Genomic DNA, 20,288 nt, shown 5'->3' on the forward strand with positions numbered 1-20,288 from the left:
CGGAGGCGTAACTCGTGTGTGCGGCTTCCGATCACGCGAGTCACATCTCTGATCACGCGAGTCACGTCCTCGATCACGCGAGTTACGAGTCCACGCCCAGGGTTTTCTGGAGTGCCTTGTTCGCCTTGCGCGCCATGTCCGCGACGGCTTCGCGACGGGCGGCGTCGGCGGCGTAGTCGTCCTGGCGGTTCCGGACGACGCGTGCCGGCGAGCCGACGGCGATCGAGTAGTCCGGGATCTCGCCCCGCACCACGGCGTGCGCGCCGAGGACGCAACCGCGGCCGACCCGGGTGCCCTTGAGCACGGAGACCTTGGTGCCGATCCAGGTGTCCGGCCCGATCCGCACCGGCGACTTCACGATGCCCTGGTCCTTGATCGGGACGGTGATGTCGCTGGTGACGTGGTCGAAGTCGCAGATGTACACCCAGTCCGCGACGAGCGTGGCCGCGCCGAGCTCGATGTCGAGGTAGCCGTTGAGGACGTTCTGCCGCCCGAAGACGGCCTTGTCGCCGATGCGCAGCGAACCCTCGTGGCAGCGGATCGCGTTGCCGTCGCCGATGTGCACCCAGCGGCCGATCTCCAGCCGCCCGTAGCCGGGACGGCAGTGGATCTCGACGTCCTTGCCGAGGAACACCATCCCCCGCAGGATGATGTGCGGGTTCGCGATCCGGAACTTCAGCAGCCGCCAATACCGCACCAGGTACCAGGGCGTGTACGCGCGGTTTCGCAGCACCCAGCGCAGCGAGTCCTTGGTCAGGAACTTCGCCTGACGCGGATCACGACGGGCCTGGCCCCAGGCACGGAGCCGCGACAACGCGGGCGCACCCCACATGGACGTCATACCGGTGACCGTAACCTGTGAACAGGCCGTCGACCGCAAAGGGGAGCACGCGCATGGGGACCAAGCTGATCATCGACACCGACCCGGGGGTCGACGACGCCTTCGCGCTGGCGCTGGCCTCGCAGGCCGAGGACGTCGACCTGCTCGGCGTGACCACGGTGTTCGGCAACGTTCCGCTGAGCCACACCACCGCCAACGCCCGCCGTCTGCTGCAGCTCTTCGGCCGTGACGACGTCCCCGTCGCCGCCGGTGCCGCGCGGCCGATGGTCTACGACAACGCCAAACCCGCCGGGTTCGTCCACGGCGAGGACGGCCTGTCCGGTCACGCCGGGACCTTGCCGGAGGCGAAACGCCCGCTCGACGAACGCGGCGCCGTCCGCCTGCTGGTGGATCTGCTGGAAGCCGCCGACGAGCCGGTGACCATCGCCCCGATCGGCCCGCTCACGAACATCGCGCTGCTGCTGGCCGCCCATCCGGACATCCGCGAGAAGATCGGCAGGATCGTCATCATGGGCGGCGGGGTGACCAAGGGGAACTCCACCACCGCGGCCGAGTTCAACATCTGGAGCGACCCCGAGGCCGCGCGCCGGGTGCTGGTCGACGAGGACATCCCGACGGTGCTGGTCCCGCTCGACATCACGCACCAGTGCTCGGTCGACACGGACTGGCTCGGCAAACTCGCCGCGTCCGGGCCGCTCGGCGCGGCGCTCGAAGCGCTGACGCCCACCTACGTCGAGCACTACACCCCGATCCTCGGTCTCCCCGGGATGGTCATGCACGACGCGGTCGCGGTGGCCGAGGCGATCCGGCCGGGCATCCTCGACGTCGAGTCGTACCCCGTGGACGTCGAGTGCGGCTTCGGCCCCGCCCGCGGCGCGACGCTGGTGGACCGGCGAAGGCTGCGAAGCACCGATCCGCAGGCCGTGCCCGGCCGTACCATCGACGTCGCGCTGACCACCGACGTGGACGCCTTCCGCGAGTTCGTCCTCGGCTCCATCACCGGAGGCCGGTGATGGAACAGGAAACCTCGCGCCGCCGCAGGCTCCCGGTGATCGCCGCCGCGGTCGTCGTCGCGGGGGCCGCGCTGGTCGCCGCCATCACCTTCGCGCCGAAGGACGAGCCGAAAACGGAGGCCGCGGCCGTCGAGTCGTCGGCCCCGCCCACGCCGCCGCCGTCCTCGTCCGCCCCGGCGGAGATGCCGAAGGAACAGCCGAAGGTCCCGCAGCAGATGGGGCAGGAGTTCGACGCCTGGGTGTCGAAGACCAGCGGCTGGCTCGACATCCCGCTGCGCGCGATGACCGGGTACGCGAAGACCACCGTGGCGCTGAGCAAGGAAACGCCGGGCTGCCGCCTGTCCTGGGTGACGCTGGCCGCGCTCGGGAAGATCGCCTCCGATCACGGCCGCGCCGCCGGATCGGGGCTGAACGCCGACGGCGTGCTGACCAAGCCGCTCGGCGCGGTCGAGGTCCGCGACTTCTACAACAAGGTCGTCTCGTCCGCGAACGCTAGCGGCCCGCTGCAGCTGACGCCGTCGGTGTGGGACCGGTTCAAGGCTTCGGCGAGCGGCGGGAAACCGGATCCGCAGAACATCGACGACGCCACGCTCACCGCCGGGCGCGCCCTGTGCGCGGGCGGCCGCGACCTCGGCCAGGGCCAGACGTGGTGGAACGCGGTGAGCACACTGCAGCCCGCGCCGCTGCTGATGCACCGCACGCTCGCGACGGTGAACGTCTACGGCACGGTCGGCCAGAGCCCGCAGCCGCCGAACGCGGCGGCCTTGAGCGCGGTCAACTTCGCCATCGACAAGATCGGGCTGCCGTATGTCTGGGGCGGCAACGGCACCGGCGGCAGCGACCCCGGCTTCGACTGCTCCGGCCTGACGACGGCCGCGTACGCCAGCGCCGGCGTCAAGCTCATGCGCACCGCCCACACGCAGTACCACAGCGTGGACAAGGTGACCGATCCCCAGCTGGGCGACCTGATCTTCTACGGCGAGCCGAACACCAAGATCCACCACGTCGGGCTGTACATCGGGAACCAGCAGATGATCGACGCCCCGCAGACCGGGCAGGCGGTGCAGGTGCACACCTACCGGAAGCAGGGCGACGACTACGCCGGAGCGGGCCGCCCGACGGCTTAGGACGACGGGCAACCAACCCTCCCCTTGAGGCGTGTACGTCGTGCATGCCACAAGGGGAGGGCCAGCATGACCTTACGAAGATCATTGACAATGCCCGCTGTCGCGCTCGCCGCCGCGCTCACCGTCACCGGTGGCGGGACGGCGGCCGCCACCGATCACCAGCGTTCGGAAGTGACGCTGTCCGCGACGTCCTGGGGTTACGTCGACTCGGCGACACCGGCCACCGCCTACTTCAAGCCGTCCGGCAGCCTGCCGGTCGGCACCTGGGACACCACACCGCACCTTCAACGCTCCTACGTGAATTTCGACCTGGGCTCGTTGCGGGGTGTGCCGTTCACGACGGTGCTGCTGTCGGCGGGCGAGACGCACTACGTCGACTGCGACAGCCGAGCCACCGAGGTGTGGCGGACCTCCGCCTACACCAAGCAGTCGACCTGGCAGAGCCGCCCGGCGGAGCGGACACGGGTGGCGTCCAGGGGCGCCGACAACACCTGCATCGACAACCACGCCACGTTCGACGTCACCGCCGCGGTGCGGGACGCGATCGCACAGAAGGTCCGTCACCTCACACTGGGCATCCGCGTCGCCGAAGCCCACGAGGCGGACCCCGCGTTCTATCGGAGGATCGAGTCCCCGGCGACGCTGCGGGTGGTGAACAACGCTCCGCCCGCGACGCCGGCCGACCTGCGCACCAACGACGAACCCTGCGCCAAGGACGGCACCGGACCGCTGGTGAATCACCAGGCGAAGCTGAGCGCACGGCTGTCCGACCCGAACGGCGACACCACGTTCGGGCAGTTCACGTGGTGGCCGGTGGCGGACCCGTCACAACGGCGTACGGCCGCCGGCTCCGAGGCGTACGTGGACACCTGGGGCCTCGCCGACGGTACCTACGCGTGGGAGGTGTACGCACAGGACAGCTGGGGGGCGAAGTCGTCCACGGCCGGCTCGTGCCGGTTCACCGTCGACCGCACGGATCCGAACGCGCCCGCCGTCGCCTCCGCGACGTACCCGGCGGACACCGAGGGCGGCGGGGTCGGTGTGGCGGGTGAGTTCACCTTCTCCCCCAACGGTTCCACCGACGTCGTGCGTTACGACTACGACTTCGGCGGGGACATGCGGGAGATCGCCGCGGGTCCCGACGGCACGGCCACCATCAGCTTCACCCCCACGACCAACGGCTGGGACTCGGTGGTCGTACGGGCGTGGGACCGGGCGGGCAACCTCTCGCTCAGCACCTACCACTCGTTCATCGTCAAGGAGACACGGCCGACGGTCACGTCCGACCGCTACCCGCCGCAGGGCGGCCCGGACGGCGGCATCGGTGTGCCTGGCGTGTTCCGGTTCGCGCCGGCGGCACCGAACGTCGTGGCGTACGACTACCGGCTGATCGACGGCGCGTCCGCCACGGTCACGGCGGGCCAGGACGGCGTCGCCGAGGTGACGATCACGCCGGCCACCGGCGGTGAGCACGTGCTGTTCGTGCGGAGCACCGACGCCTCGGGCGTGAAGTCGCCGGAACGGGAGTACCGCTTCCTCGTCGACGCGTCACCGGTGGTGAGCGGGCCCGAAAACGTCGACCTCGGCACCTCGGTCACGTACACGGCGAAACCGAGGATGCCGCACATCGTCGAGTACGACTACTGGTTCGCGAGTGCCGAGAGTACGAAGTGGACGGTCAAGGCGAACGCCGACGGAACCGCCGCGCTGCCGGTCGAAGTCACCTCGACCGAGCAGACCCTGCTGCGGGTCCAGGCCCGCGACGCGTCCGGCGGGCTGTCCCCGGTGACGGAGAAACGGTTGTGGCTCAACACCTGGCGGCCCACCGTCGACTACGTGGGCGACATCGGGACGGAGGGTGCGGCCATCGCGTTCACGTTCACCACCCCGATGCCGAACGCCGTGGAGTTCGAGTACTGGCTGGCGGCGGACCCGGCGACGAGGTGGACCGTGCCGGTCAGCGGGAACACCGCGACGGTGAACTACACCCTGCCGAGGATCGGCGACTACGAGATGCTGGTGCGCACGAAGAACGCGGCGGGCGTGTGGTCGTCGACGGGCAACATCACCTGGATGGCGACGAACGATCCGGCGGTGACCTCGAAGGAATTCCAGATGAACGGGCGGGTGTTCCCCGGCACCTTCACGTTCGACGCCCGCCAGCCGGGCGCGGTGGCGTTCGAGTACTCGTTCGACTGGGGTCCGTTCCAGCGGACGGCCGCCGAGAACGGGCGCGCCGTGCTGGCGTGGACTCCCCCGCTGCCGCCGGAAGGCTCGGCCTACCACAACCTGCGGGTGCGCACGGTGACCGCCGACAACGTCTCCTCGCAGGAGAAGGCGTATTACTTCAACATTCTGAGCGCGCCGTACGTGTCTTCCAAGGAATACCCGGAAAGCGAGTGGTCGGGCGGTGCCGGTGTGCCGGGGACGTTCACCTTCACGCCGGGTATGCCGGGCATGGTCTCGTACACCTACTCCATCCGGAACGACTGGGGTGCCGTGACGGGGGAGATCACCGTACCGGCGGACGGTTCGGGGACGGGGACGATGACGTGGACCCCACCGGATCGGGGCGTCTACTCGGTCCACGTGCGGGGCAACACGGCCGACGGCACCAAGTCGGGTGGCGTCGGCTACCCGGTGTACGTCAACTGACCGCGTGACCGGCGGCCCCGTTCCCGGCAGGGAGCGGGGCCGCCGCGTTCAGCCGCGGTAGTACTCGGCGAGTGCCGCGAACGCGGCCTTGGGTTCCCACGGCATGCCCGGATAGGTTTCGCCGTCGCCGTTTTCGAGGACTTTGACGATGCCGAGACTGGCCAGGTCCAGGTCACGGCGAGGGTCGTCGGGACGGTGCGGGTAGTTGGAGAGCGCGAAAAGGTAGACGAAGGCGGCGTCGACACCTTCGGCGTCGAAGATCTCCAGCAGCTCGCGCAGGTACCCGGCCTGCCCTGCCTCGTCGCGGTCGTACTCGCCGTTCAGCCGGACCGGGCGGCCGATCTCGTCGTGCTCGACGATCTCCATACTGCGCGGGGCCAGCTCGCCCGCGCCGCGCCAGGTGGCCGTGCCGAAGCCGGTGATCGCGAGCGGCTTTCCTTGCGCCACAAGGGCGCGTACCCCTTCCTGGAACCGGTCGGCCACTTCCGCGGACCGGATGAGTTCGACCGACATGATGTCGAAGAGGGTCCAGTCGACCCGCTCGAACGGGATGCAGGCGTAGGTGATCTTCCCGAGAAAGCGCTCACGGACCGCCGCCACGGCCTCCTCGAGGAAATCGTTGAGCCGCGCGCTCGCCTCGGCGACTCGCTCACCCAGGCTCTCCGGCCTGCCGAAGAGTCGTTCGAGCCGCTCGGCGATGTCGTCACCGGGCAGAAATCCGTGGTCCATGAGGCTCAGCTCGACGCCGGTGACGAACACGACTTCGGCTCCCGTCCGCCGGACCCGCTCCGCCCGCCGCGCGCAGTCGGCGAACAACGCCAGCATCTCCTCGGGCGTCAGCTCCAGCGGGTAGGGCGAAAACCAGACCTCCAGCCCGAGTTCGGCCGCGAGGTGGGCGGCCTGTTCCAGCCGTTCCGGATCGCCGCCGACGAGATGCACGGCGTTGCAGTGCAGGTCGTCACGGATGATGGCCAGCTCCCGTTTCACCAGGTCGAGATCGAAGTTCTCGCGGGAGTTCTCGCCGCCCCTGACGAAGCCGGTGTCGTAGGCGATGCCTTTGGCACGCATGGGTTCGGTCCTTTCGTGTCGGAATGTGGTGCCCGAGGCTAGGCAGAAACTTGCGTGCACGCAAGTTTGCGTTCGCGCAAGTTTGCTGGGACACTCGGCCCGTGACCGGATTGCGCGATCAGAAGAAGCAGGCCACCCGAAAGACCTTGCGCGAGGCGGCACTGCGGCTGGCCCTGGAGCGTGGCCCCGAAAACGTGCGCGTCGACGACATCGCCGAGGCCGCCGGAGTCTCGCCCCGGACCTACAACAACTACTTCTCCAGCCGCGAGCAGGCCATCGTCGCCGCCGTCACCGCCGAACGGGAAGCACGCATCGCGGCGGCGGTGGCGGCCCGGCCGGCTGAAACCCGCCTCGCCGACGCCGTGATCGAAGCGATCGTCGAGCTCTACACCGACCCGGGCGAGCACCATCGCGACGCGCTGCTGCTGATCACCACCCGTCCGGCGTTGCGCGCCGCCTTCACCGACACCACCAGCGCGATCGAACTCCCCCTCGCCGACGCGATCACCGAACGCCTCGGCGACATCCCGTCACACGTCGCCCATGTGCTCGCGGCGAGCGTGACCGCCGCGGTGCGCATCGCACTCGAGCGATGGCTACAGCCGCTCACGACCGGCGGGCTCGTCGTCCCTTCCGGCTCGCTGCCCGACCTGCTCCGCACCGCGCTCGCCCCCCTCGTTCCCGCACTCGACGCCGCCGAAGCCCGTGGCGACATAAGGTGATCGCGTGTACTCCCCGATTCCGGTCCTGAACGAGCTGAAGGACCTCTACGACTCGACCGGCGACTACCTCGCCGACGGTTTCGAGCTGTCCGACTACGACGACAAGAGCCGCTTCCCCCAGGAGCTGGACGACCCCGAGTTCCTCTCGCGCTTGATCCCGTTCGCCCAGGCGAACGGGAGCGGCTCGACCTACGCGATCTGGCGAGCCGACGACGCGACGGAGCCGATCGTGGTCTTCGGCGACGAGGGCGGCGAGCACGTCATCGCCCGCGACTTCACGGATTTCCTGCGGCTGCTGGGTTTCGACGCCGAGATCATGGTCGACCACGATTCGGCCTACTACTACCGCGCGGAAGACGACGACCACAGCGGCTCGCACGAACTGTTCGTCGAGTGGCTCCGAGGGCGGGGCCTGACGCCGTCCGAGGATCCGGACGCCGTCGTGGCCGCCGCCCAGGAAGCCCACGGGGATCGGTTCCGGGCGTGGATCACGCCGTTCTACGAGCGGATCGGCTGGGCCTGAAAGGACGGCGCGTTGTCGCGCGCCCAGTCCGCGAACGTGAGCGCGGGCCGTCCGAGGAGCTCTTCCACCGTGGTGGTCGTGGGGCCCGGACGCTCGCTGTAGTCGGCCAGGGAACCGAGCAGGCGGGCGGGGACCTCCTCGGGCAGTCCCTGCGCGAGCATCCCCTGCCGCACCCGCTCGGGCGGAAGCTCCTGAAAGGACAGTGCCCGGCCGATGGCCGCGCCGATGAGCCGCACCTTCTCGTGCTGGTCCACCGATCCCGGACCGGTCAGCGTGTACACCGACCCCGCCGGGAGCTCGCCGAGAAGGCCTCGCACGGCCACCGCGGCGATGTCGGTTTCGTGGATCGGGGAGGTGGCGGCGCGTCCGTACGCGCCGCGCACCACGTCACCCGCCTGGACCTGGGGCACCCAGGCCAGCGCGTTGGCGGCGAAATCCGCCAGGCGCAGGACCGTCCACTCCAGACCGGAACTCGTGACGAGCTCTTCGGCTTTCTTGAACTGGGCGGCGAACCGCGCCTCCCCGGCCGGGTACTCGACGGTGGTGGCCGACAACAGCACCACCCGCCGCACCCCTCGTCCGGCCGCCAGCTTCAGCAGTTCTCCGAGGCCGGGGCCGGTCGCCCGCGGGCTGATCTGGATCGCTTCGACACCTTCCAGCGCCGGTTCGATCCAGGCAGGACTGAACAGGTCCCCGTCGCCGCGGGTGACCGCGGTGACGTCGACACCTCGGCGCAGCAGGACATTCTTCACCTGACGTCCCACGACGCCGTTCGCTCCGGTGAGCAGGATCATGATCGTTCCTTCGTTCGGCGGGGCGGGTGGTCACACGTTGACGGGCCGCACGGCCTTGACGATCCGGCGGCGCCGCACGGGAAGCATCGACGTCGGGTGCGAGACGCTCCAGGCCGCGGCCTTGCAGATGATCTCCTTGAGCCGTGCGGCCGTCTTGCCGGTGAGCGCCGAGTCCTTGGGCCGGTCGTCCGGGGTCACCCACTGCACGACGGCGTCGCGGCGGCCGAGGCTGACGCACTGGCCGGTGTAGCCGATCTTGTTCTCGGGGAGTGTGCCGCCGGTCAGACCGGCGACGATGGCGTCGGCCGCGCGGTAGGCCGTGGGAACCCCCGAGGCACAGGACATCCGCAGTGGCGTCCCGTTCGCGCCCGTCGCGAACGCGGCGTCGCCGACGGCGTAGACGTCCGGATGCGAGACCGACCGCATCGTGTCGTCGACGACGATCTGTCCCGTCGCGGAGACGTCCAGAGTCGTCGCGGCGGCGATGGGGTGGACGGCGAAACCGGCCGTCCAGACGGTCACCTGGGCGGGAATCCCGCGACCGTCGGCGGTCGTCGCGCCGTCCGGACCGACACGCGTGATGTCGGTGTCCTCGTACAAGGTGATGCCGAGCCGCTCGAAGGTCCCGCGAAGGTGGCGCCGGGCCTTCTCGCTCATCCAGTCGCCGAGACCGCCGCGGGCCGCGAGCGCGACGTCGAGATCCGGCCTGGCTTCCGCGATTTCCGTGACGGCTTCGATACCGGTGAGCCCACCGCCGACGACGAGCACGGTCCCGCCCGCGGCGAGACCGGCGAGACGTTCCCGCAGCCGCAGCGCGGAACCCTTGCCGTCGATGTGGTGGGCGTGCTCGGCGACACCGGGGACGCCGCTGTCGGCGGCGGCGCTGCCGAGGGCGTAGACGAGCGTGTCGTAGGCGATCTCACCGTCGTCGAGGGCGACGGTCTTGCGCTCGGCGTCCACCGCGGTGACCCGCGCCGTCCGCACCCGCACCCCCGTGCCCGCGAAAACGTCGGTCAGCAGACGGGGTTTCAGGTCCTGGCCGGTCGCGAGCTGGTGCATGCGGACCCGCTCGACGAACTCGGGGTCGGCGTTGACGAGGGTGATCTCGGTGTCGGCGGGGTGCAGCCGCTTGGCGAGCCGCCCGGCCGCGTTGGCTCCGGCGTATCCGGCTCCGAGAACGACGATTCGGTGCTTCATGGTCCCACTCCTGTCCGGTCGGTGTTCGCTTCCTGAACCGGGCAGCGACACGAAACCTGACAGCGGTGGACTGTGATCCGGGTCACCAGGGGACGGTGAGCGGTTCCCCGTGCTCGGAGATGCCCCACTGACCCGCCGCGCGGTCGAGTTTCGCGGGGTTCACCTGTGCGTGGACCGCGGCGATGCCGTCGGCGGTGACCTCCAGGGAGACGACGCCGACGAGCCTGTCCTCCACCGTCAGCACCAGCGCGGGCACGCCGTTGACGACGGTGGAGAACAGCTCGGGCTTGCCGCCGATCAACGACCACTTGGCCGCGCTCGGCTTGAAGAGACCACGCAGGAACCTCGCCACCCGGACCGCGCCGGTGACCGGCCGCGGCAGCGAGAAGAGCACGCCGCCGCCGTCGCCCACGCTGATCGCGTCGTCGGCCAGCATCCGCACCAGCGCGTCGGTCCGGCCGCTGAGCGCCGCGGCGAGGAACTCCTCGACGATCTTGCGGGCCGCGGCCGTGTCGACCTCCACGCGGCGCCGGTCGGCGGCCAGATGCCGCTTGGCGCGCCGGTGGATCTGCTGGCAGTTCGACTCGGTGACGTCGAGAACTCGGCGATCTCGGCGTGGGAGTACCCGAACGCCTCGCGCAGCACGTACACGACGCGTTCCTTGGCCGAGAGCCGTTCCATCAGCGTGAGCATCGCGATGGAGACCGATTCACGCTGCTCGGCGGTGTCGGACGGGCCGAGCATCCGGTCCCCCGCGAAGACCGGCTCGGGGAGCCATTGGCCCACATAGGTTTCCCGCCGGGCCCGCGCCGAGGTGAGCCGGTTGAGGCAGAGGTTGGTGAGCACCTTCGTCAGCCACGCCTCGGGCGTCTCGACGTACTCGCGATCGGCGGACTGCCAGCGCAGGAACGTGTCCTGCACCGCGTCCTCGGCGTCGGTCGCCGACCCCAGCAGGCGATACGCGATCGCCTCCAGCCGGCCACGGGCCGCCTCGAACACCTCGACGTCGCGCGCACCGGTCGGCATTGCCCCAGATTAGCCATCGCGCCGGTGTCAGGCGGCGGGAATCCAGCTGCCGTGCAGTCCCAGCGGGACACGGGCGGGCAGGTGAACCCTCGCCAGGGGCTCTCCGGTGAAGTCCTGCGACGCCAGGATCACCAGATCCGCCGCACCCCGGTCGCGGTCGTGGACGTAGACGAGGTTGTAGCCGTCGTCCTCCGCGGCCGCGCGGGCGGACGGGACGAACACGGTCTCCCCCGCGCTCGCGTCGCGACCGAACTCGTGGGCTTCGGTGACGCCGGTCAGGAGGTCGTGTTTGAGCAGAGCGCTGCTGAAACCCTCGTCGGGGCGGTCCGGTTCGGTGGCGCTCGGGGTGGCGTACAGCTCGGCCGCCGCCGAATAGCCGTAGCGGTAAGGCTTTCCGCCGAACCGGCCGTTGAGGCGCGGGAAGTCCTGCGGGCGGTCGTGCAGCAGCGTGCGCGTGGCCCGGCCTACCGCGAGATCCGCCGTCCAGCGTTCGAGCACGGGCTTCGAAGCGCCGACGTCGGCGAAGTCGATCGGCCGGGGATGCACGACCACGTCCACCACCACGGTTCCGTCGTCCTCGAAGGCGTTCAGGGTGTGACCGACCATGACGGGCGCGGTCTCGAACCACTGCACCGACCCGCCCGCCCTCGGCAGCAGTCCCAGCCGTGACGGCAGTTCCCGGTTCCAGCCGAACGGCACGCCCGTCGCCAGGCGCTCGGGCATGAAGACCATCGGGGATTCGTAGAACACCACGTAATGCTCGGTGAGCGCGAAGTCGTGCATGTACGGCAACGTCGGCGTCTTGATGTCGGTGACGCTCCGGTTGCGCCCGTCGGGGCCGATCACGATGTGCTGCACGAAATCCGCGCCGTACCGGAAGGCCAGCGAGTGCAGCTCACCGGTCGCGTGGTCGTACTTGCTGTGCGCGTTGGCGGAGAAACCCTGTTCCGTCGCACCGAGGGCGGCGGGCCCGACGGTGTCGAGTTCATCGGTCAGCTCATACGGAGCGAGGCCTCCTTCGATGAGCGCGTAGAGACGGCCTCCGTGTCCGGCGATCTGGACGTTCGGCGCGAAGTCCAGGCGCTCGTCGGCCACCTGCCCGCGCCGCGGTTCCCCGAGCCGGTCGGCCACGGAGGCCGACCGGACCCAGCGGTTGCGGTACCACTCGGCGCGGCCGTCGCGCAGGCGCACGCCGTGGACCATGCCCTCCCCGAGGGTCCAGATATGCGCCGACGCGTCTTCGAGGCCGAGCGGGTTCGGGCCGATCCGCAGGTAGCGGCCGTCGAGGTCGTCCGGGATCTTCCCGGTGACGGGCAGATCGAAGGCGGTGATCTCTTCGGTGACCGGGGCGAAGTTGCCGAGGACATAGCGATTCATCGTCGTTCCCTTGCTACGAGACGTCTTGAACATTTGTATAATACATTTGTATAAGACGCTTGTCACAGCCTGCCGCTAGGATCGCCGCATGGGACAACGAGAGGACCTCCTCGACGGGGCCAAGCGCTGCCTGATCGAACGCGGCTACGCGCACACCACCGCGCGGGACATCACCGCTGCCTCGGGAGCGAATCTCGGCTCCATCGGGTACCACTTCGGCTCCAAAGAAGCCCTCATGAACGAGGCCATGATCGAGCTGTCCACCGAAGTGGTCGAGCGCCTGCGCGAGCCGGAGGACGCTTCGCTCACCTCCACCTGGCAGGGCCTCGTCGACTCCTTCACCGAGCAGCGCGACCTGTGGACCGCCGTCCTGGAGACCGCCACCCAGGCCATCCGCTTCCCGGAACTGCGCGAACGGCTCGCCGACGCCCAGGACGAAGGCAGGAAGGTCCTCGGCGAACGCCTGTCCGCCACCGACGCCGACGCGGCGGGCGCCGTCCAGTTCGCCCTCATCGCGGGCGTGATGATGCAGCACCTCGTCGCCCCGGACCGGGCCCCCAGCGCGGAAACGATCGTCCGCGGCCTGAAGGCCCTCGCCGGCGGCACCGCCTGACTCAGGCGTTCCGCTCCTCGAACAGGTTCAGCAACCGCTCTGGGATGTCGTCGCCGAAGATGCTTTCGAGCAGGAAGTCTTCGTCGATGGGCGTCTCGCAGCGCACGAACATGGCCTGTTCGTACTCGGCGAGTGCCGCCTCGACGTCGTCGGGACGTGCGGCGAGCGCCTTGCCGAGTTCGGCGCCGTCGAGCATCGCCAGGTTGGCGCCTTCCCCGTTCGCCAGCGCGAGATGCGCGGCGTCGCCGAGCAAGGTCACGCCGGGCACGCGCTCCCAGCGGAGCCCGAACGGCAGGGCGAAGGCGGGACGGTGGATCGGCGCGACGTCGCTTTCGGTGATGAGTGCGGTGAGCTCCGGCGACCAGCCGTCGAACTCCGCCACAAGCCGCGCCTTGGCCGCTTCGGCGTCGGAGAAGTCGATGGCGTCGAACCACTCCAGCGGTTTGCCGAGCTCCACGTAGGCGTGCAGGGTGTCGCCGCTTTCACGGTGGGCATTGACGCTGACCCCCTGAACGGGCCCGCTCCCGAACATCGATCCGCCGCCGACCGTCTTCGCCACGGCGGCGTGCCGGGTGTCGGCTTCGTACAGGTACGTCTCGACGATCGACGTGCCGGAGTACTCGGGAACGGCGTCGGTGAGCAGCGGCCGGATCCGCGACCAGGCCCCGTCGGCACCGACCAGGAGACCCGCGACGACAGTGGAGCCGTCGTCGAAGGTCACTTCGTGGCGGCCATCGCCGAGCGCCCGGGCGCCGACGACCTTGCGTCCCCAGTGGACAGTGCCTCCGGGGAGCGAGTCGAGCAGCATTCGCCGCAGGTCCCCGCGCTGCGCCTCGGGGCGGCCGCCCGTGCCGTCGTCGCCCCGCTCGAACAGGACGATCCCGTCCGAGTCGAGCACCCGCAACGCCTGACGGCCCTCCAGGACGATGCCGCGGAACTCGTCCATCAGCCCCGCGGCTTCGAGCGCGAGTTGGCCGTTGTAGTCGTGGATGTCGAGCATCCCGCCCTGCAGGCGCGAGGTCGGTGACGCTTCGGCTTCGTAGACCTCGGCGGGAATGCCGTGGACATGCAGGACCCTCGCCAGGGTGAGCCCGCCGAGACCGGCGCCGATGATCGTGACAGGTGTGTTCATGGTGACCCCTCGGTCGCTTCTGGAATGACATTCCAGAGGGTCTCGGGGGTCCCTGGCAGACGCCGCACGCGCCACTGGCACCGGTCTGGCAGGCGCTGTCAGCCGAAGAATTCGACGCTGTCCGCCGGCCAGCCGGGATCGCCGTTCCTGGCGAACGCGACCCACGCGGCGTGCATCCTGGCCGCGAGACCTTCCGGGGCGGGACCGGGCCCGAGCAAGCCCGCCTCCCCGTGCAGCCATGGCTCGCCCGCGACGTCGAAGACGAACGGCAACTCGACGGTGTGCGCGGCGCCGAGCCGTCCGTTCAACGCCGTCGAGCGATGACCGAACGAGTACCGGTGGGTGTGGCCGCCCGAGATCCGCGCGTGCGCCCGCGCCAGGCGCTCGGTACCGGCGCCGAACAGTGTGTGCCCGAGATCTGTTCGACCGTAAAGGTTTCCTTCCTCGGTGTTGGTGCCGATGAGCAGCGAGACGCCACCGTCGAGCGGACCGTCGGCGGGCTGGACCGGCGACACGAGGCTGAACGGGCTCAACCCGGCCAGCGGATCCTCGGCCGTTTCGGTTCGCAGGTCGAGACCGGCCAGCGCGGGCAGGATCTCCACGAACCGCTCGTCCGGGATCTCTCCGAACGCTCGCGCGGTGGGCTCCGCTCCCAGCGCCGAAGCGGCCGCCGCGGCGACCCGGGCGGCCTGCTCCGGTGTGAAAGCGCCGGTTCCGCTGCCACTCTGGACGATCGCCCGGCGGAACAAGCCCTTGGCCTCCGGCGTCGCGAGCAGTGCGCCGGTGAGCGTGGCCCCCGCGGATTGCCCGAAGACGGTGACGTCGCCCGGATCGCCCCCGAACACCGCGATCGTGTCCCGCACCCAGCCGAGCGCGGCAAGCACGTCGAGCAGCCCGCGGTTGGGCGGAGCGCCCTCCAGATCGAGGAATCCGGGGACGCCGAGGCGATAGTTCACCTTCACCAGGACGACGCCGTCGCGCGAGAACGCTCTTCCGTCGTACAGCGCGGCGCGGGCCGAACCGGTGACGAAGCCGCCGCCGTGCACGAACACCATGACCGGGCGGCGGCCGCCGTCCGCCGCGGGCGTCCGGACGTCGACGGTGAGGTACTCGTCGCCGCGCACCCAGCCGGGTCCGAAATACGGGGTCATGTCGAGCCCGCCGAAGTCGCGTACCGGCTGCGGAGCCGTCGGCCCGGGCCGCGTGCCGTCGCGGACGCCGGGCCAGCCCGGATGCGGCGACGGCGCGAGGAAGCGGCCGGGCCCGATCGGCGCCGCCGCGTACGGGACGGCCTGGTAGAGCTCGCCGAAGGAGTCGCGCCGGCCGCGCACGACACCGGACGGGGTTTCTGCCTGTACGTACACGAAAACTCCTCAAGAGAGGGCGGAGAACCCGGCCCACCGCGCGATCGCGAACTTCGATCCTCGGCGCTCGACCCGCAGAGCGCCCTGAGCACCGAAATGCGCGGGGAAGACGAGAGCGTTGTCGTCGGCGGCCTGGCCGAGCACTTTGTGCCGGGTGGCGCGGGATCCCGCCGGGTCTTCGCAATAGGGCGAATTGGTGTCCGGCTCCACGATCTGCACCGCGGTGTGCACGAGGTCGCCCACGAACAACGCCCGCTCCCCACCCGATTCCAGGGTGAGCACGGACGAGCCGGGAGTGTGGCCGGGCGCGAGATCCAGCCGCAGATTCCGGTCGATGCGGTGCGTGCCGTCCCACAGACGGGTCAGCCCCGCCTCGCGCACCGGCGCGACACTGTCCTCGAAGACATTCTGATTTCCCCGCCCCAGCACGGAATCGTGGGCTTCGGCCGGGTTCCAGAAGTCGAAGTCGGGCCGCGGCATCAGATACTCGGCGTTCGGGAAGGTCGGCACCCAGGTGCGGCCGTCGAGCCGCGTGTTCCAGCCGACGTGGTCGATGTGCAGATGGGTGTTGACCACGACGTCGACGTCCTCGGGCCGCACGCCGGCGGCCGCGAGGTTGTCGAGGTAGGCGGTGTCGAGGCGGTTCCACACCGCCGCGTAGGGCCGGTCCTTGTGGTTGCCGACCCCGGTGTCGACGAGGATCGTGCGTCCTTCGCTGCGGATCAGCCAGGACTGCAGTGCCGTGTTGCACTCGTTCGTCTCGGGGTTCCAGAAGTCGGGCGCCAGCCAGTCGCGGTGTTCGTCCCACGCGCCACCGGGGCTGTCCGGCATGAACTCGGCCGGTGTCATGCCGAGCGAACCGTAGAACTCCTTGACCCGGGTGACGGTGACGTCTCCGATGGTGATCTCGTCCATGTCCCCGAGCCTGAGGCCCCGGCCGGACGCGGACCACGCCCCGCTTGTCCTCCCACCGGCAGGGTGTGGCTGACGCGGATCGTGCCCCGGATACTCGGGCCCATGGACGGACCTGGCCCACTCGGCGACTTCCTGCAGGCACGACGGGCGCGGCTGCGGCCGGAAGACGTCGGCCTGCGCGACTTCGGGTCGCGCCGCCGCGTGGCGGGGCTGCGGCGTGAGGAACTGGCCCAGCTCGCCGGGGTCAGCGTCTCCTACTACGCACGGCTGGAACAGGGCATGTCCCGCGGCGCCTCGGCCGAAGTGCTGGACGCCATCGCCCGCGCCCTCCGGCTCGACGACCACGAACGCGGTCACCTCGACCGGCTCGCCGGCGCCGCCCGCCGCACCCCACGGGCGCGCCGTCCGCGGCCCGAGAAGCTCCACGACGAGACCCGGGATCTCCTGCGCACCGTCGACGCTCCGGCGCTCGTGCTCGGCCGCCGCTCCGACGTCCTGGCGTGGAACGCGCTCGGCCACGCCCTGCTGGGCGGGCATCTCGAGTTCCACGCCCCGGAAGACCCGGCACGACGGCCGAACACGAGCCGGATGCTGTTCCTGGACCCGCACTGCCGGGAGCTTTACGCCGACTGGAAGCGGAAGATCCGCGCGGTGGTCGGCAGTCTGCGGATCGCCGTCGGCAGGTATCCCGAAGACCCGCTGCTCGCGGAACTGATCGGCGAGCTGACGATGAAGAGCCCCGAGTTCGTCGCACTCTGGGGCGACCATCGTGTCCGGCCCTGTGACGCCGAGTCCTACGAACTGCGCCATCCGGTGGTCGGCTCGGTCCGGGTGACCCAGCAGACGTTGTCGATCGCGCGTTCGCCGGACCAGTCGCTGATCGTGTGCACGACCCCGGCCGGCTCGCCGGACGAGCAGGCCCTCGCGCTGCTCCGCCAGGTCGCGTATATGTCATGATGCTGACATGACGGTCGGACCACTGGACCAATCGGCGGGATATCTGCTGAAACGGGCGGCGACGGCGCTCCGGACGGCGATGGAGACCGCGTTGCGCCCCCTCGACCTGACGGTGCCGCAGTACTCCTGTCTCGAAGTGCTCTCGCAGCGACCGGGCCTGTCCAACGCGGAACTGGCCAGGGCCGTGTTCGTCACCCGCCAGTCGATGAACCTGGTCCTGCGCGGCCTGCAGGATCGCGGACTGGTCACCCGCCCGGCGACGGCGCCGCAAGGCCGCGCCTTGCCCAGCACGCTCACCCCCGAGGGGCGCGAACGGCTCCGCGCCGCGAGCGGCCTCGTTCGCGAGGTCCAGGACCGCATGCTCGCACCGTTTTCGGAAGCCGGCCGGGAGCGGCTGGTGCACGACCTCGCCGCCTGCGCCGACGCGCTCACCCCCGAAGAGTGACTCAGGACCTCGTGCTCACCAGCGTCTCCGGCTTGAACGCGTACACGTCGGCGCCTTGGACCAGCACGTGCCATTCACCGCAGACCTTGTCGGTCCTGCTCTCCTGACCCTGCGGCCACCACTGGGCGGCGAGGGTGGCCGCCTGCGTCGCGGGCGCCCCCGGCACGCAGAGGGCGGGCAGCGTCCCGCCGGTGAATTTCAGGAGCCGCTCAGAACCCGTCGTCCGGATGACCTCCGTGACCGACGACGCCGCGTCCGGCACCCACTCCGGCAACCGGGCGTCCCTGTCCCGCTTGCCCTCCGCGCCGGTCGCGTAGCCGACCGTCTTGACGTGTCCGTTCGCCTTTTCGGTGAGTCCTTCCCTGAGCCCGCAGCCGGACAGGGCGACCGTTGCCGTCGCGGCGGCGAGCACCGCCGCGGTGATCTTCGTGTTCATACGATCGAGTCAACCTCGCGGAAACGCTCGCGGGATCGGACTTTCGGCCCGGCCGCGCCGCCATCCGGCCGATCTCGACGACCGATAACCGCCAGCGATCGGCGATGCCTGGCCCCACAGTGGTCGTCGTGACGACGACAACAGACGCTCTGTCCGTACTCGAAGGCATGTACGCGGCGGAAGCCGAGTACCTCGCGGCGGGCGGCCCCGGCAAGGCGTCCTTCGCGCCGCTCGCCCCGTTCTTCTCCCCTGATGTGGTGCTGCACCAGGCGGACGCCCTGCCCTACGGCGGGATCTGGCGCGGCCACGAGGGCATGGAGCGGTTCTTCGTCGCCATGAGCGAGACCTGGGACGTCTTCGACATGGTGGACCAGAGCTTCCTGAGCGAGACCGATCCGCTGGTGATCCTGACCCACGTGCACGCCCGGGCCAGGGCGACCGGCCGCGAGCTGGATTTCCCGATCCTGCAGACGATCACCGTCGCGGACGGGCGCATCACCGAGGTCCGGCCGTTCTACTGGGACACCGCGGCGATCGCGGCGGCCTGCACGAACTACCATTCCGCTGATGACCGCCTACCACGATCTTGAGCTGTTCGAGGAAGCCGCTTCCCTGCCGGAGCGGCAGCAGAAGATCCTGCTGACCATCCGCGAATGGGTGGTGGAGTACGGCTACTCGCCGAGCACGCGCGAGATCGGCGAAGCGGTCGGGCTGCGCTCGACGTCGTCGGTGTCGAAGCATCTGGCGGCCTTGGAGGAGAAGGGTTTCCTCCGCCGCAGCAGCTCGATCTCGCGCCCCATCGACGTGCGCGCCTTCCTGCACGGCACCGCGTCGAAGGAGTCCACAGAGGACTCCGTGCCGGTCCCCGTCGTCGGTGACATCGCCGCGGGCACGCCGATCTCCGCCGTCGAGCACGTCGACGACGTGATGACCCTTCCGCGTGAACTCACCGGGCGGGGCAACGTCTTCGGCCTGCGGGTGCGCGGAGACTCGATGATCGACGCGGCGATCTGCGACGGCGACATCGTCGTGGTGAAGCAGCAGCAGGAGGCGCACTCCGGCCAGATCGTCGCCGCGATGATCGACGAGGAGGCCACGGTCAAGGTGTACCGCCGCCGCGACGGCCACGTGTACCTCGAACCGCGCAACCCCGCCTACGAGGTCATCGACGGGGACCGCGCGAGCGTGCTCGGCGTAGTGGTCTCGGTGCTGCGCAGCGTCTGATCCGGTTTTGTCGGTGGGCCGGAGTAGCTTCCGGCCCCATGTACGAAATCGACTTCGTCGAGTTCCCGTCGAGTTCGGCGGCGGGCTCGAGCGCGTTCTTCGAAAAGGCCTTCGGATGGACGGCGACGGCGTACGGCCCGGCGTACACCGACGTCCAGAGCGGCGGCACGGTCTCGTTCGGTTTCCAGCAGGACACCGCGCAGCAGACGGCCGCGCCGCTGGTGACGATCCGCACCGACGACCTGGCCGGGGCGAGGGCTTCCGTCGAGGCCGCGGGCGGAATCGTCACGGCCGAGCCGTTCTCGTTCCCCGGCGGGCGCCGGTTCCACTTCCGCGAGCCCGGCGGCGCCGAACTCGCGGTGTGGTCCCCGGACTCCTGACATCAGGCCGCGAAGCCCAGCACGAGCGAAGCGACGACAGGCGCCATGTACATCAGCGGAAAAGCGACGTGCGACGGCCAGTGCGCGCGAAGCACGGTGATCACGGCGCCGGTGAAGTAGAGCACCAGGCCGATCCCGGCCGCGACACCGAGGGCGGGCACCCACAGGCCGGCGATCAGGCCGAGCGCGCCCGCCGCCTTGGCGACCCCGAGCGGCGTCCACCAGGCGCGCGGAACGCCGTAGTCCGCCAGCGGCTGCACGACCCACTTGGCACGAAAGAAGATCGAGGCGGCCGAGAACGCGGCCATGAACGCTCCGACGACGGTGACGATGACATAGGCAGTGGTCATTTCGGTTTCTCCTTGGCTTCTCGGTGGTTCGCGGGGTTGACCCCGGCCACCGACCCGATGTGACAGCCCGCCGGGTGAAGCACGTCACAGGGTTCCGTCGTTTTAGAGCAAGCGCTCTGTTATCCTCGC

22 protein-coding genes and 1 pseudogene are annotated in these 20,288 nt (G+C 69.9%); 11 read left to right on the top strand and 12 right to left on the bottom strand.

Annotation, left to right across the window (positions count from 1 at the left end; all coding sequences use genetic code 11):
• Positions 1 to 82: 82 nt before the first annotated feature.
• Complete coding sequence (locus DMC61_RS12960) at positions 83 to 841, bottom strand: acyltransferase (protein ID WP_043848328.1); 759 nt, start codon at positions 839 to 841, stop codon at positions 83 to 85.
• Positions 842 to 894: 53 nt separating this feature from the next.
• Between DMC61_RS12960 and DMC61_RS12965 the strand changes: the two genes are divergently transcribed.
• The 3 genes from DMC61_RS12965 to DMC61_RS12975 all read left to right on the top strand — a co-directional run bounded on the left by DMC61_RS12965 (position 895) and on the right by DMC61_RS12975 (position 5,636).
• The gene (locus DMC61_RS12965) at positions 895 to 1,854 is read left to right on the top strand and encodes a nucleoside hydrolase (protein ID WP_016336582.1); all 960 of its coding nucleotides are present in this window, start codon (positions 895 to 897) and stop codon (positions 1,852 to 1,854) included.
• On the top strand, positions 1,854 to 2,981 hold the full coding sequence (locus DMC61_RS12970) for a bifunctional lysozyme/C40 family peptidase (protein WP_125689494.1): 1,128 nt from the start codon (positions 1,854 to 1,856) through the stop codon (positions 2,979 to 2,981). Before DMC61_RS12965 ends, DMC61_RS12970 begins: the two co-directional genes overlap by 1 nt.
• A 90-nt stretch (positions 2,982 to 3,071) precedes the next feature.
• On the top strand, positions 3,072 to 5,636 hold the full coding sequence (locus DMC61_RS12975) for a hypothetical protein (RefSeq protein WP_125689495.1): 2,565 nt from the start codon (positions 3,072 to 3,074) through the stop codon (positions 5,634 to 5,636).
• Between the two features lie 48 nt (positions 5,637 to 5,684).
• Here DMC61_RS12975 and DMC61_RS12980 read toward each other — a convergent pair whose 3' ends face one another.
• Positions 5,685 to 6,704, bottom strand: coding sequence for a hypothetical protein (locus DMC61_RS12980; RefSeq protein WP_125689496.1), 1,020 nt, complete (start codon positions 6,702 to 6,704; stop codon positions 5,685 to 5,687).
• 101 nt (positions 6,705 to 6,805) lie between these two features.
• Here DMC61_RS12980 and DMC61_RS12985 point away from each other — a divergent pair, with 101 nt between their 5' ends.
• A complete protein-coding gene (locus tag DMC61_RS12985; protein WP_125689497.1) occupies positions 6,806 to 7,426 on the top strand; it encodes a TetR/AcrR family transcriptional regulator in 621 nt (206 codons plus the stop codon).
• Between the two features lie 4 nt (positions 7,427 to 7,430).
• A complete protein-coding gene (locus DMC61_RS12990) occupies positions 7,431 to 7,949 on the top strand; it encodes an SMI1/KNR4 family protein (protein WP_016336587.1) in 519 nt (172 codons plus the stop codon).
• Here the strand turns inward: DMC61_RS12990 and DMC61_RS12995 are convergent.
• The 5 genes and pseudogenes from DMC61_RS12995 to DMC61_RS13010 form a co-directional block, all read right to left on the bottom strand.
• Positions 7,925 to 8,743: an NAD(P)H-binding protein gene (locus DMC61_RS12995; protein ID WP_125689498.1), complete on the bottom strand. Its 819-nt coding sequence runs from the start codon at positions 8,741 to 8,743 to the stop codon at positions 7,925 to 7,927. The two genes, DMC61_RS12990 and DMC61_RS12995, sit on opposite strands and share 25 nt — an antisense overlap.
• A gap of 30 nt (positions 8,744 to 8,773) precedes the next feature.
• Positions 8,774 to 9,940: an NAD(P)/FAD-dependent oxidoreductase gene (locus tag DMC61_RS13000; RefSeq protein ID WP_125689499.1), complete on the bottom strand. Its 1,167-nt coding sequence runs from the start codon at positions 9,938 to 9,940 to the stop codon at positions 8,774 to 8,776.
• A gap of 82 nt (positions 9,941 to 10,022) precedes the next feature.
• Positions 10,023 to 10,463: a hypothetical protein gene (locus tag DMC61_RS42090; protein WP_370456411.1), complete on the bottom strand. Its 441-nt coding sequence runs from the start codon at positions 10,461 to 10,463 to the stop codon at positions 10,023 to 10,025.
• A 122-nt stretch (positions 10,464 to 10,585) separates the two neighbouring features.
• Positions 10,586 to 10,966 (bottom strand): annotated as a pseudogene (locus DMC61_RS42095) (sigma factor); the annotation flags it as partial.
• A 27-nt stretch (positions 10,967 to 10,993) separates the two neighbouring features.
• Positions 10,994 to 12,343 carry a carotenoid oxygenase family protein gene (locus tag DMC61_RS13010; protein WP_125689500.1) on the bottom strand — a complete coding sequence of 450 codons (1,350 nt, stop codon included), beginning with the start codon at positions 12,341 to 12,343 and terminating at the stop codon, positions 10,994 to 10,996.
• An 88-nt stretch (positions 12,344 to 12,431) separates the two neighbouring features.
• Here DMC61_RS13010 and DMC61_RS13015 point away from each other — a divergent pair, with 88 nt between their 5' ends.
• Positions 12,432 to 12,956 (top strand): TetR/AcrR family transcriptional regulator, encoded by a 525-nt coding sequence (locus tag DMC61_RS13015; RefSeq protein ID WP_125689501.1) that lies wholly within the window; start codon positions 12,432 to 12,434, stop codon positions 12,954 to 12,956.
• 1 nt (position 12,957) lies between these two features.
• Here the strand turns inward: DMC61_RS13015 and DMC61_RS13020 are convergent, their stop codons facing one another.
• From DMC61_RS13020 to DMC61_RS13030, 3 genes are all read right to left on the bottom strand, one after another.
• A complete protein-coding gene (locus tag DMC61_RS13020; RefSeq protein ID WP_125689502.1) occupies positions 12,958 to 14,088 on the bottom strand; it encodes an NAD(P)/FAD-dependent oxidoreductase in 1,131 nt (376 codons plus the stop codon).
• A 98-nt stretch (positions 14,089 to 14,186) separates the two neighbouring features.
• Entirely contained in the window at positions 14,187 to 15,452 is a 1,266-nt protein-coding gene (locus DMC61_RS13025; RefSeq protein ID WP_125689503.1) for a carboxylesterase/lipase family protein, read from the bottom strand.
• A 9-nt stretch (positions 15,453 to 15,461) separates the two neighbouring features.
• Complete coding sequence (locus DMC61_RS13030; RefSeq protein ID WP_125689504.1) at positions 15,462 to 16,367, bottom strand: MBL fold metallo-hydrolase; 906 nt, start codon at positions 16,365 to 16,367, stop codon at positions 15,462 to 15,464.
• A 102-nt stretch (positions 16,368 to 16,469) separates the two neighbouring features.
• On the opposite strand from DMC61_RS13030, the gene DMC61_RS13035 reads away from it, so the two are divergent.
• Together DMC61_RS13035 and DMC61_RS13040 are read left to right on the top strand one after the other, a co-directional pair.
• Entirely contained in the window at positions 16,470 to 17,324 is an 855-nt protein-coding gene (locus DMC61_RS13035; RefSeq protein ID WP_125689505.1) for a helix-turn-helix domain-containing protein, read from the top strand.
• 7 nt (positions 17,325 to 17,331) lie between these two features.
• Positions 17,332 to 17,769: a MarR family winged helix-turn-helix transcriptional regulator gene (locus DMC61_RS13040; RefSeq protein WP_125689506.1), complete on the top strand. Its 438-nt coding sequence runs from the start codon at positions 17,332 to 17,334 to the stop codon at positions 17,767 to 17,769.
• 1 nt (position 17,770) lies between these two features.
• Here DMC61_RS13040 and DMC61_RS13045 read toward each other — a convergent pair whose 3' ends face one another.
• Positions 17,771 to 18,205: a hypothetical protein gene (locus DMC61_RS13045; RefSeq protein WP_125689507.1), complete on the bottom strand. Its 435-nt coding sequence runs from the start codon at positions 18,203 to 18,205 to the stop codon at positions 17,771 to 17,773.
• 128 nt (positions 18,206 to 18,333) lie between these two features.
• Here DMC61_RS13045 and DMC61_RS13050 point away from each other — a divergent pair, with 128 nt between their 5' ends.
• From DMC61_RS13050 to DMC61_RS13060, 3 genes are read left to right on the top strand one after another with little or no spacing between them, the layout of a single operon-like run.
• Complete coding sequence (locus tag DMC61_RS13050; RefSeq protein ID WP_233594792.1) at positions 18,334 to 18,795, top strand: nuclear transport factor 2 family protein; 462 nt, start codon at positions 18,334 to 18,336, stop codon at positions 18,793 to 18,795.
• Complete coding sequence (gene lexA, locus DMC61_RS13055) at positions 18,773 to 19,429, top strand: transcriptional repressor LexA (RefSeq protein WP_016336599.1); 657 nt, start codon at positions 18,773 to 18,775, stop codon at positions 19,427 to 19,429. The genes DMC61_RS13050 and lexA overlap by 23 nt, the downstream gene beginning before the upstream one ends.
• A 38-nt stretch (positions 19,430 to 19,467) precedes the next feature.
• Positions 19,468 to 19,809 (top strand): VOC family protein, encoded by a 342-nt coding sequence (locus DMC61_RS13060; RefSeq protein WP_125689508.1) that lies wholly within the window; start codon positions 19,468 to 19,470, stop codon positions 19,807 to 19,809.
• Between the two features lie 2 nt (positions 19,810 to 19,811).
• Here the strand turns inward: DMC61_RS13060 and DMC61_RS13065 are convergent, their stop codons facing one another.
• Complete coding sequence (locus DMC61_RS13065; protein ID WP_125689509.1) at positions 19,812 to 20,159, bottom strand: DoxX family protein; 348 nt, start codon at positions 20,157 to 20,159, stop codon at positions 19,812 to 19,814.
• Between the last annotated feature and the right edge of the window lie 129 nt (positions 20,160 to 20,288).

The sequence above is a fragment of the Amycolatopsis sp. WAC 04169 genome, from assembly GCF_003947535.1.
Lineage (GTDB): Bacteria > Actinomycetota > Actinomycetes > Mycobacteriales > Pseudonocardiaceae > Amycolatopsis > Amycolatopsis keratiniphila.

Excerpts from the sequence above, each read along its gene's own strand:
- lexA (WP_016336599.1), top strand. The coding sequence starts at position 18,773 with ATGACCGCCTACCACGATCTTGAGCTGTTCGAGGAAGCCGCTTCCCTG.
- DMC61_RS13015 (WP_125689501.1), top strand. The coding sequence starts at position 12,432 with ATGGGACAACGAGAGGACCTCCTCGACGGGGCCAAGCGCTGCCTGATC.
- DMC61_RS12995 (WP_125689498.1), bottom strand. The coding sequence starts at position 8,743 with ATGATCCTGCTCACCGGAGCGAACGGCGTCGTGGGACGTCAGGTGAAG.
- DMC61_RS13040 (WP_125689506.1), top strand. The coding sequence starts at position 17,332 with ATGACGGTCGGACCACTGGACCAATCGGCGGGATATCTGCTGAAACGG.
- DMC61_RS13065 (WP_125689509.1), bottom strand. The coding sequence starts at position 20,159 with ATGACCACTGCCTATGTCATCGTCACCGTCGTCGGAGCGTTCATGGCC.
- DMC61_RS13045 (WP_125689507.1), bottom strand. The coding sequence starts at position 18,205 with ATGAACACGAAGATCACCGCGGCGGTGCTCGCCGCCGCGACGGCAACG.
- DMC61_RS13060 (WP_125689508.1), top strand. The coding sequence starts at position 19,468 with ATGTACGAAATCGACTTCGTCGAGTTCCCGTCGAGTTCGGCGGCGGGC.
- DMC61_RS13030 (WP_125689504.1), bottom strand. The coding sequence starts at position 16,367 with ATGGACGAGATCACCATCGGAGACGTCACCGTCACCCGGGTCAAGGAG.
- DMC61_RS13000 (WP_125689499.1), bottom strand. The coding sequence starts at position 9,940 with ATGAAGCACCGAATCGTCGTTCTCGGAGCCGGATACGCCGGAGCCAAC.
- DMC61_RS13035 (WP_125689505.1), top strand. The coding sequence starts at position 16,470 with ATGGACGGACCTGGCCCACTCGGCGACTTCCTGCAGGCACGACGGGCG.
- DMC61_RS12975 (WP_125689495.1), top strand. The coding sequence starts at position 3,072 with ATGCCCGCTGTCGCGCTCGCCGCCGCGCTCACCGTCACCGGTGGCGGG.
- DMC61_RS12980 (WP_125689496.1), bottom strand. The coding sequence starts at position 6,704 with ATGCGTGCCAAAGGCATCGCCTACGACACCGGCTTCGTCAGGGGCGGC.
- DMC61_RS12970 (WP_125689494.1), top strand. The coding sequence starts at position 1,854 with ATGGAACAGGAAACCTCGCGCCGCCGCAGGCTCCCGGTGATCGCCGCC.
- DMC61_RS13020 (WP_125689502.1), bottom strand. The coding sequence starts at position 14,088 with ATGAACACACCTGTCACGATCATCGGCGCCGGTCTCGGCGGGCTCACC.
- DMC61_RS13010 (WP_125689500.1), bottom strand. The coding sequence starts at position 12,343 with ATGAATCGCTATGTCCTCGGCAACTTCGCCCCGGTCACCGAAGAGATC.
- DMC61_RS12960 (WP_043848328.1), bottom strand. The coding sequence starts at position 841 with ATGACGTCCATGTGGGGTGCGCCCGCGTTGTCGCGGCTCCGTGCCTGG.
- DMC61_RS12965 (WP_016336582.1), top strand. The coding sequence starts at position 895 with ATGGGGACCAAGCTGATCATCGACACCGACCCGGGGGTCGACGACGCC.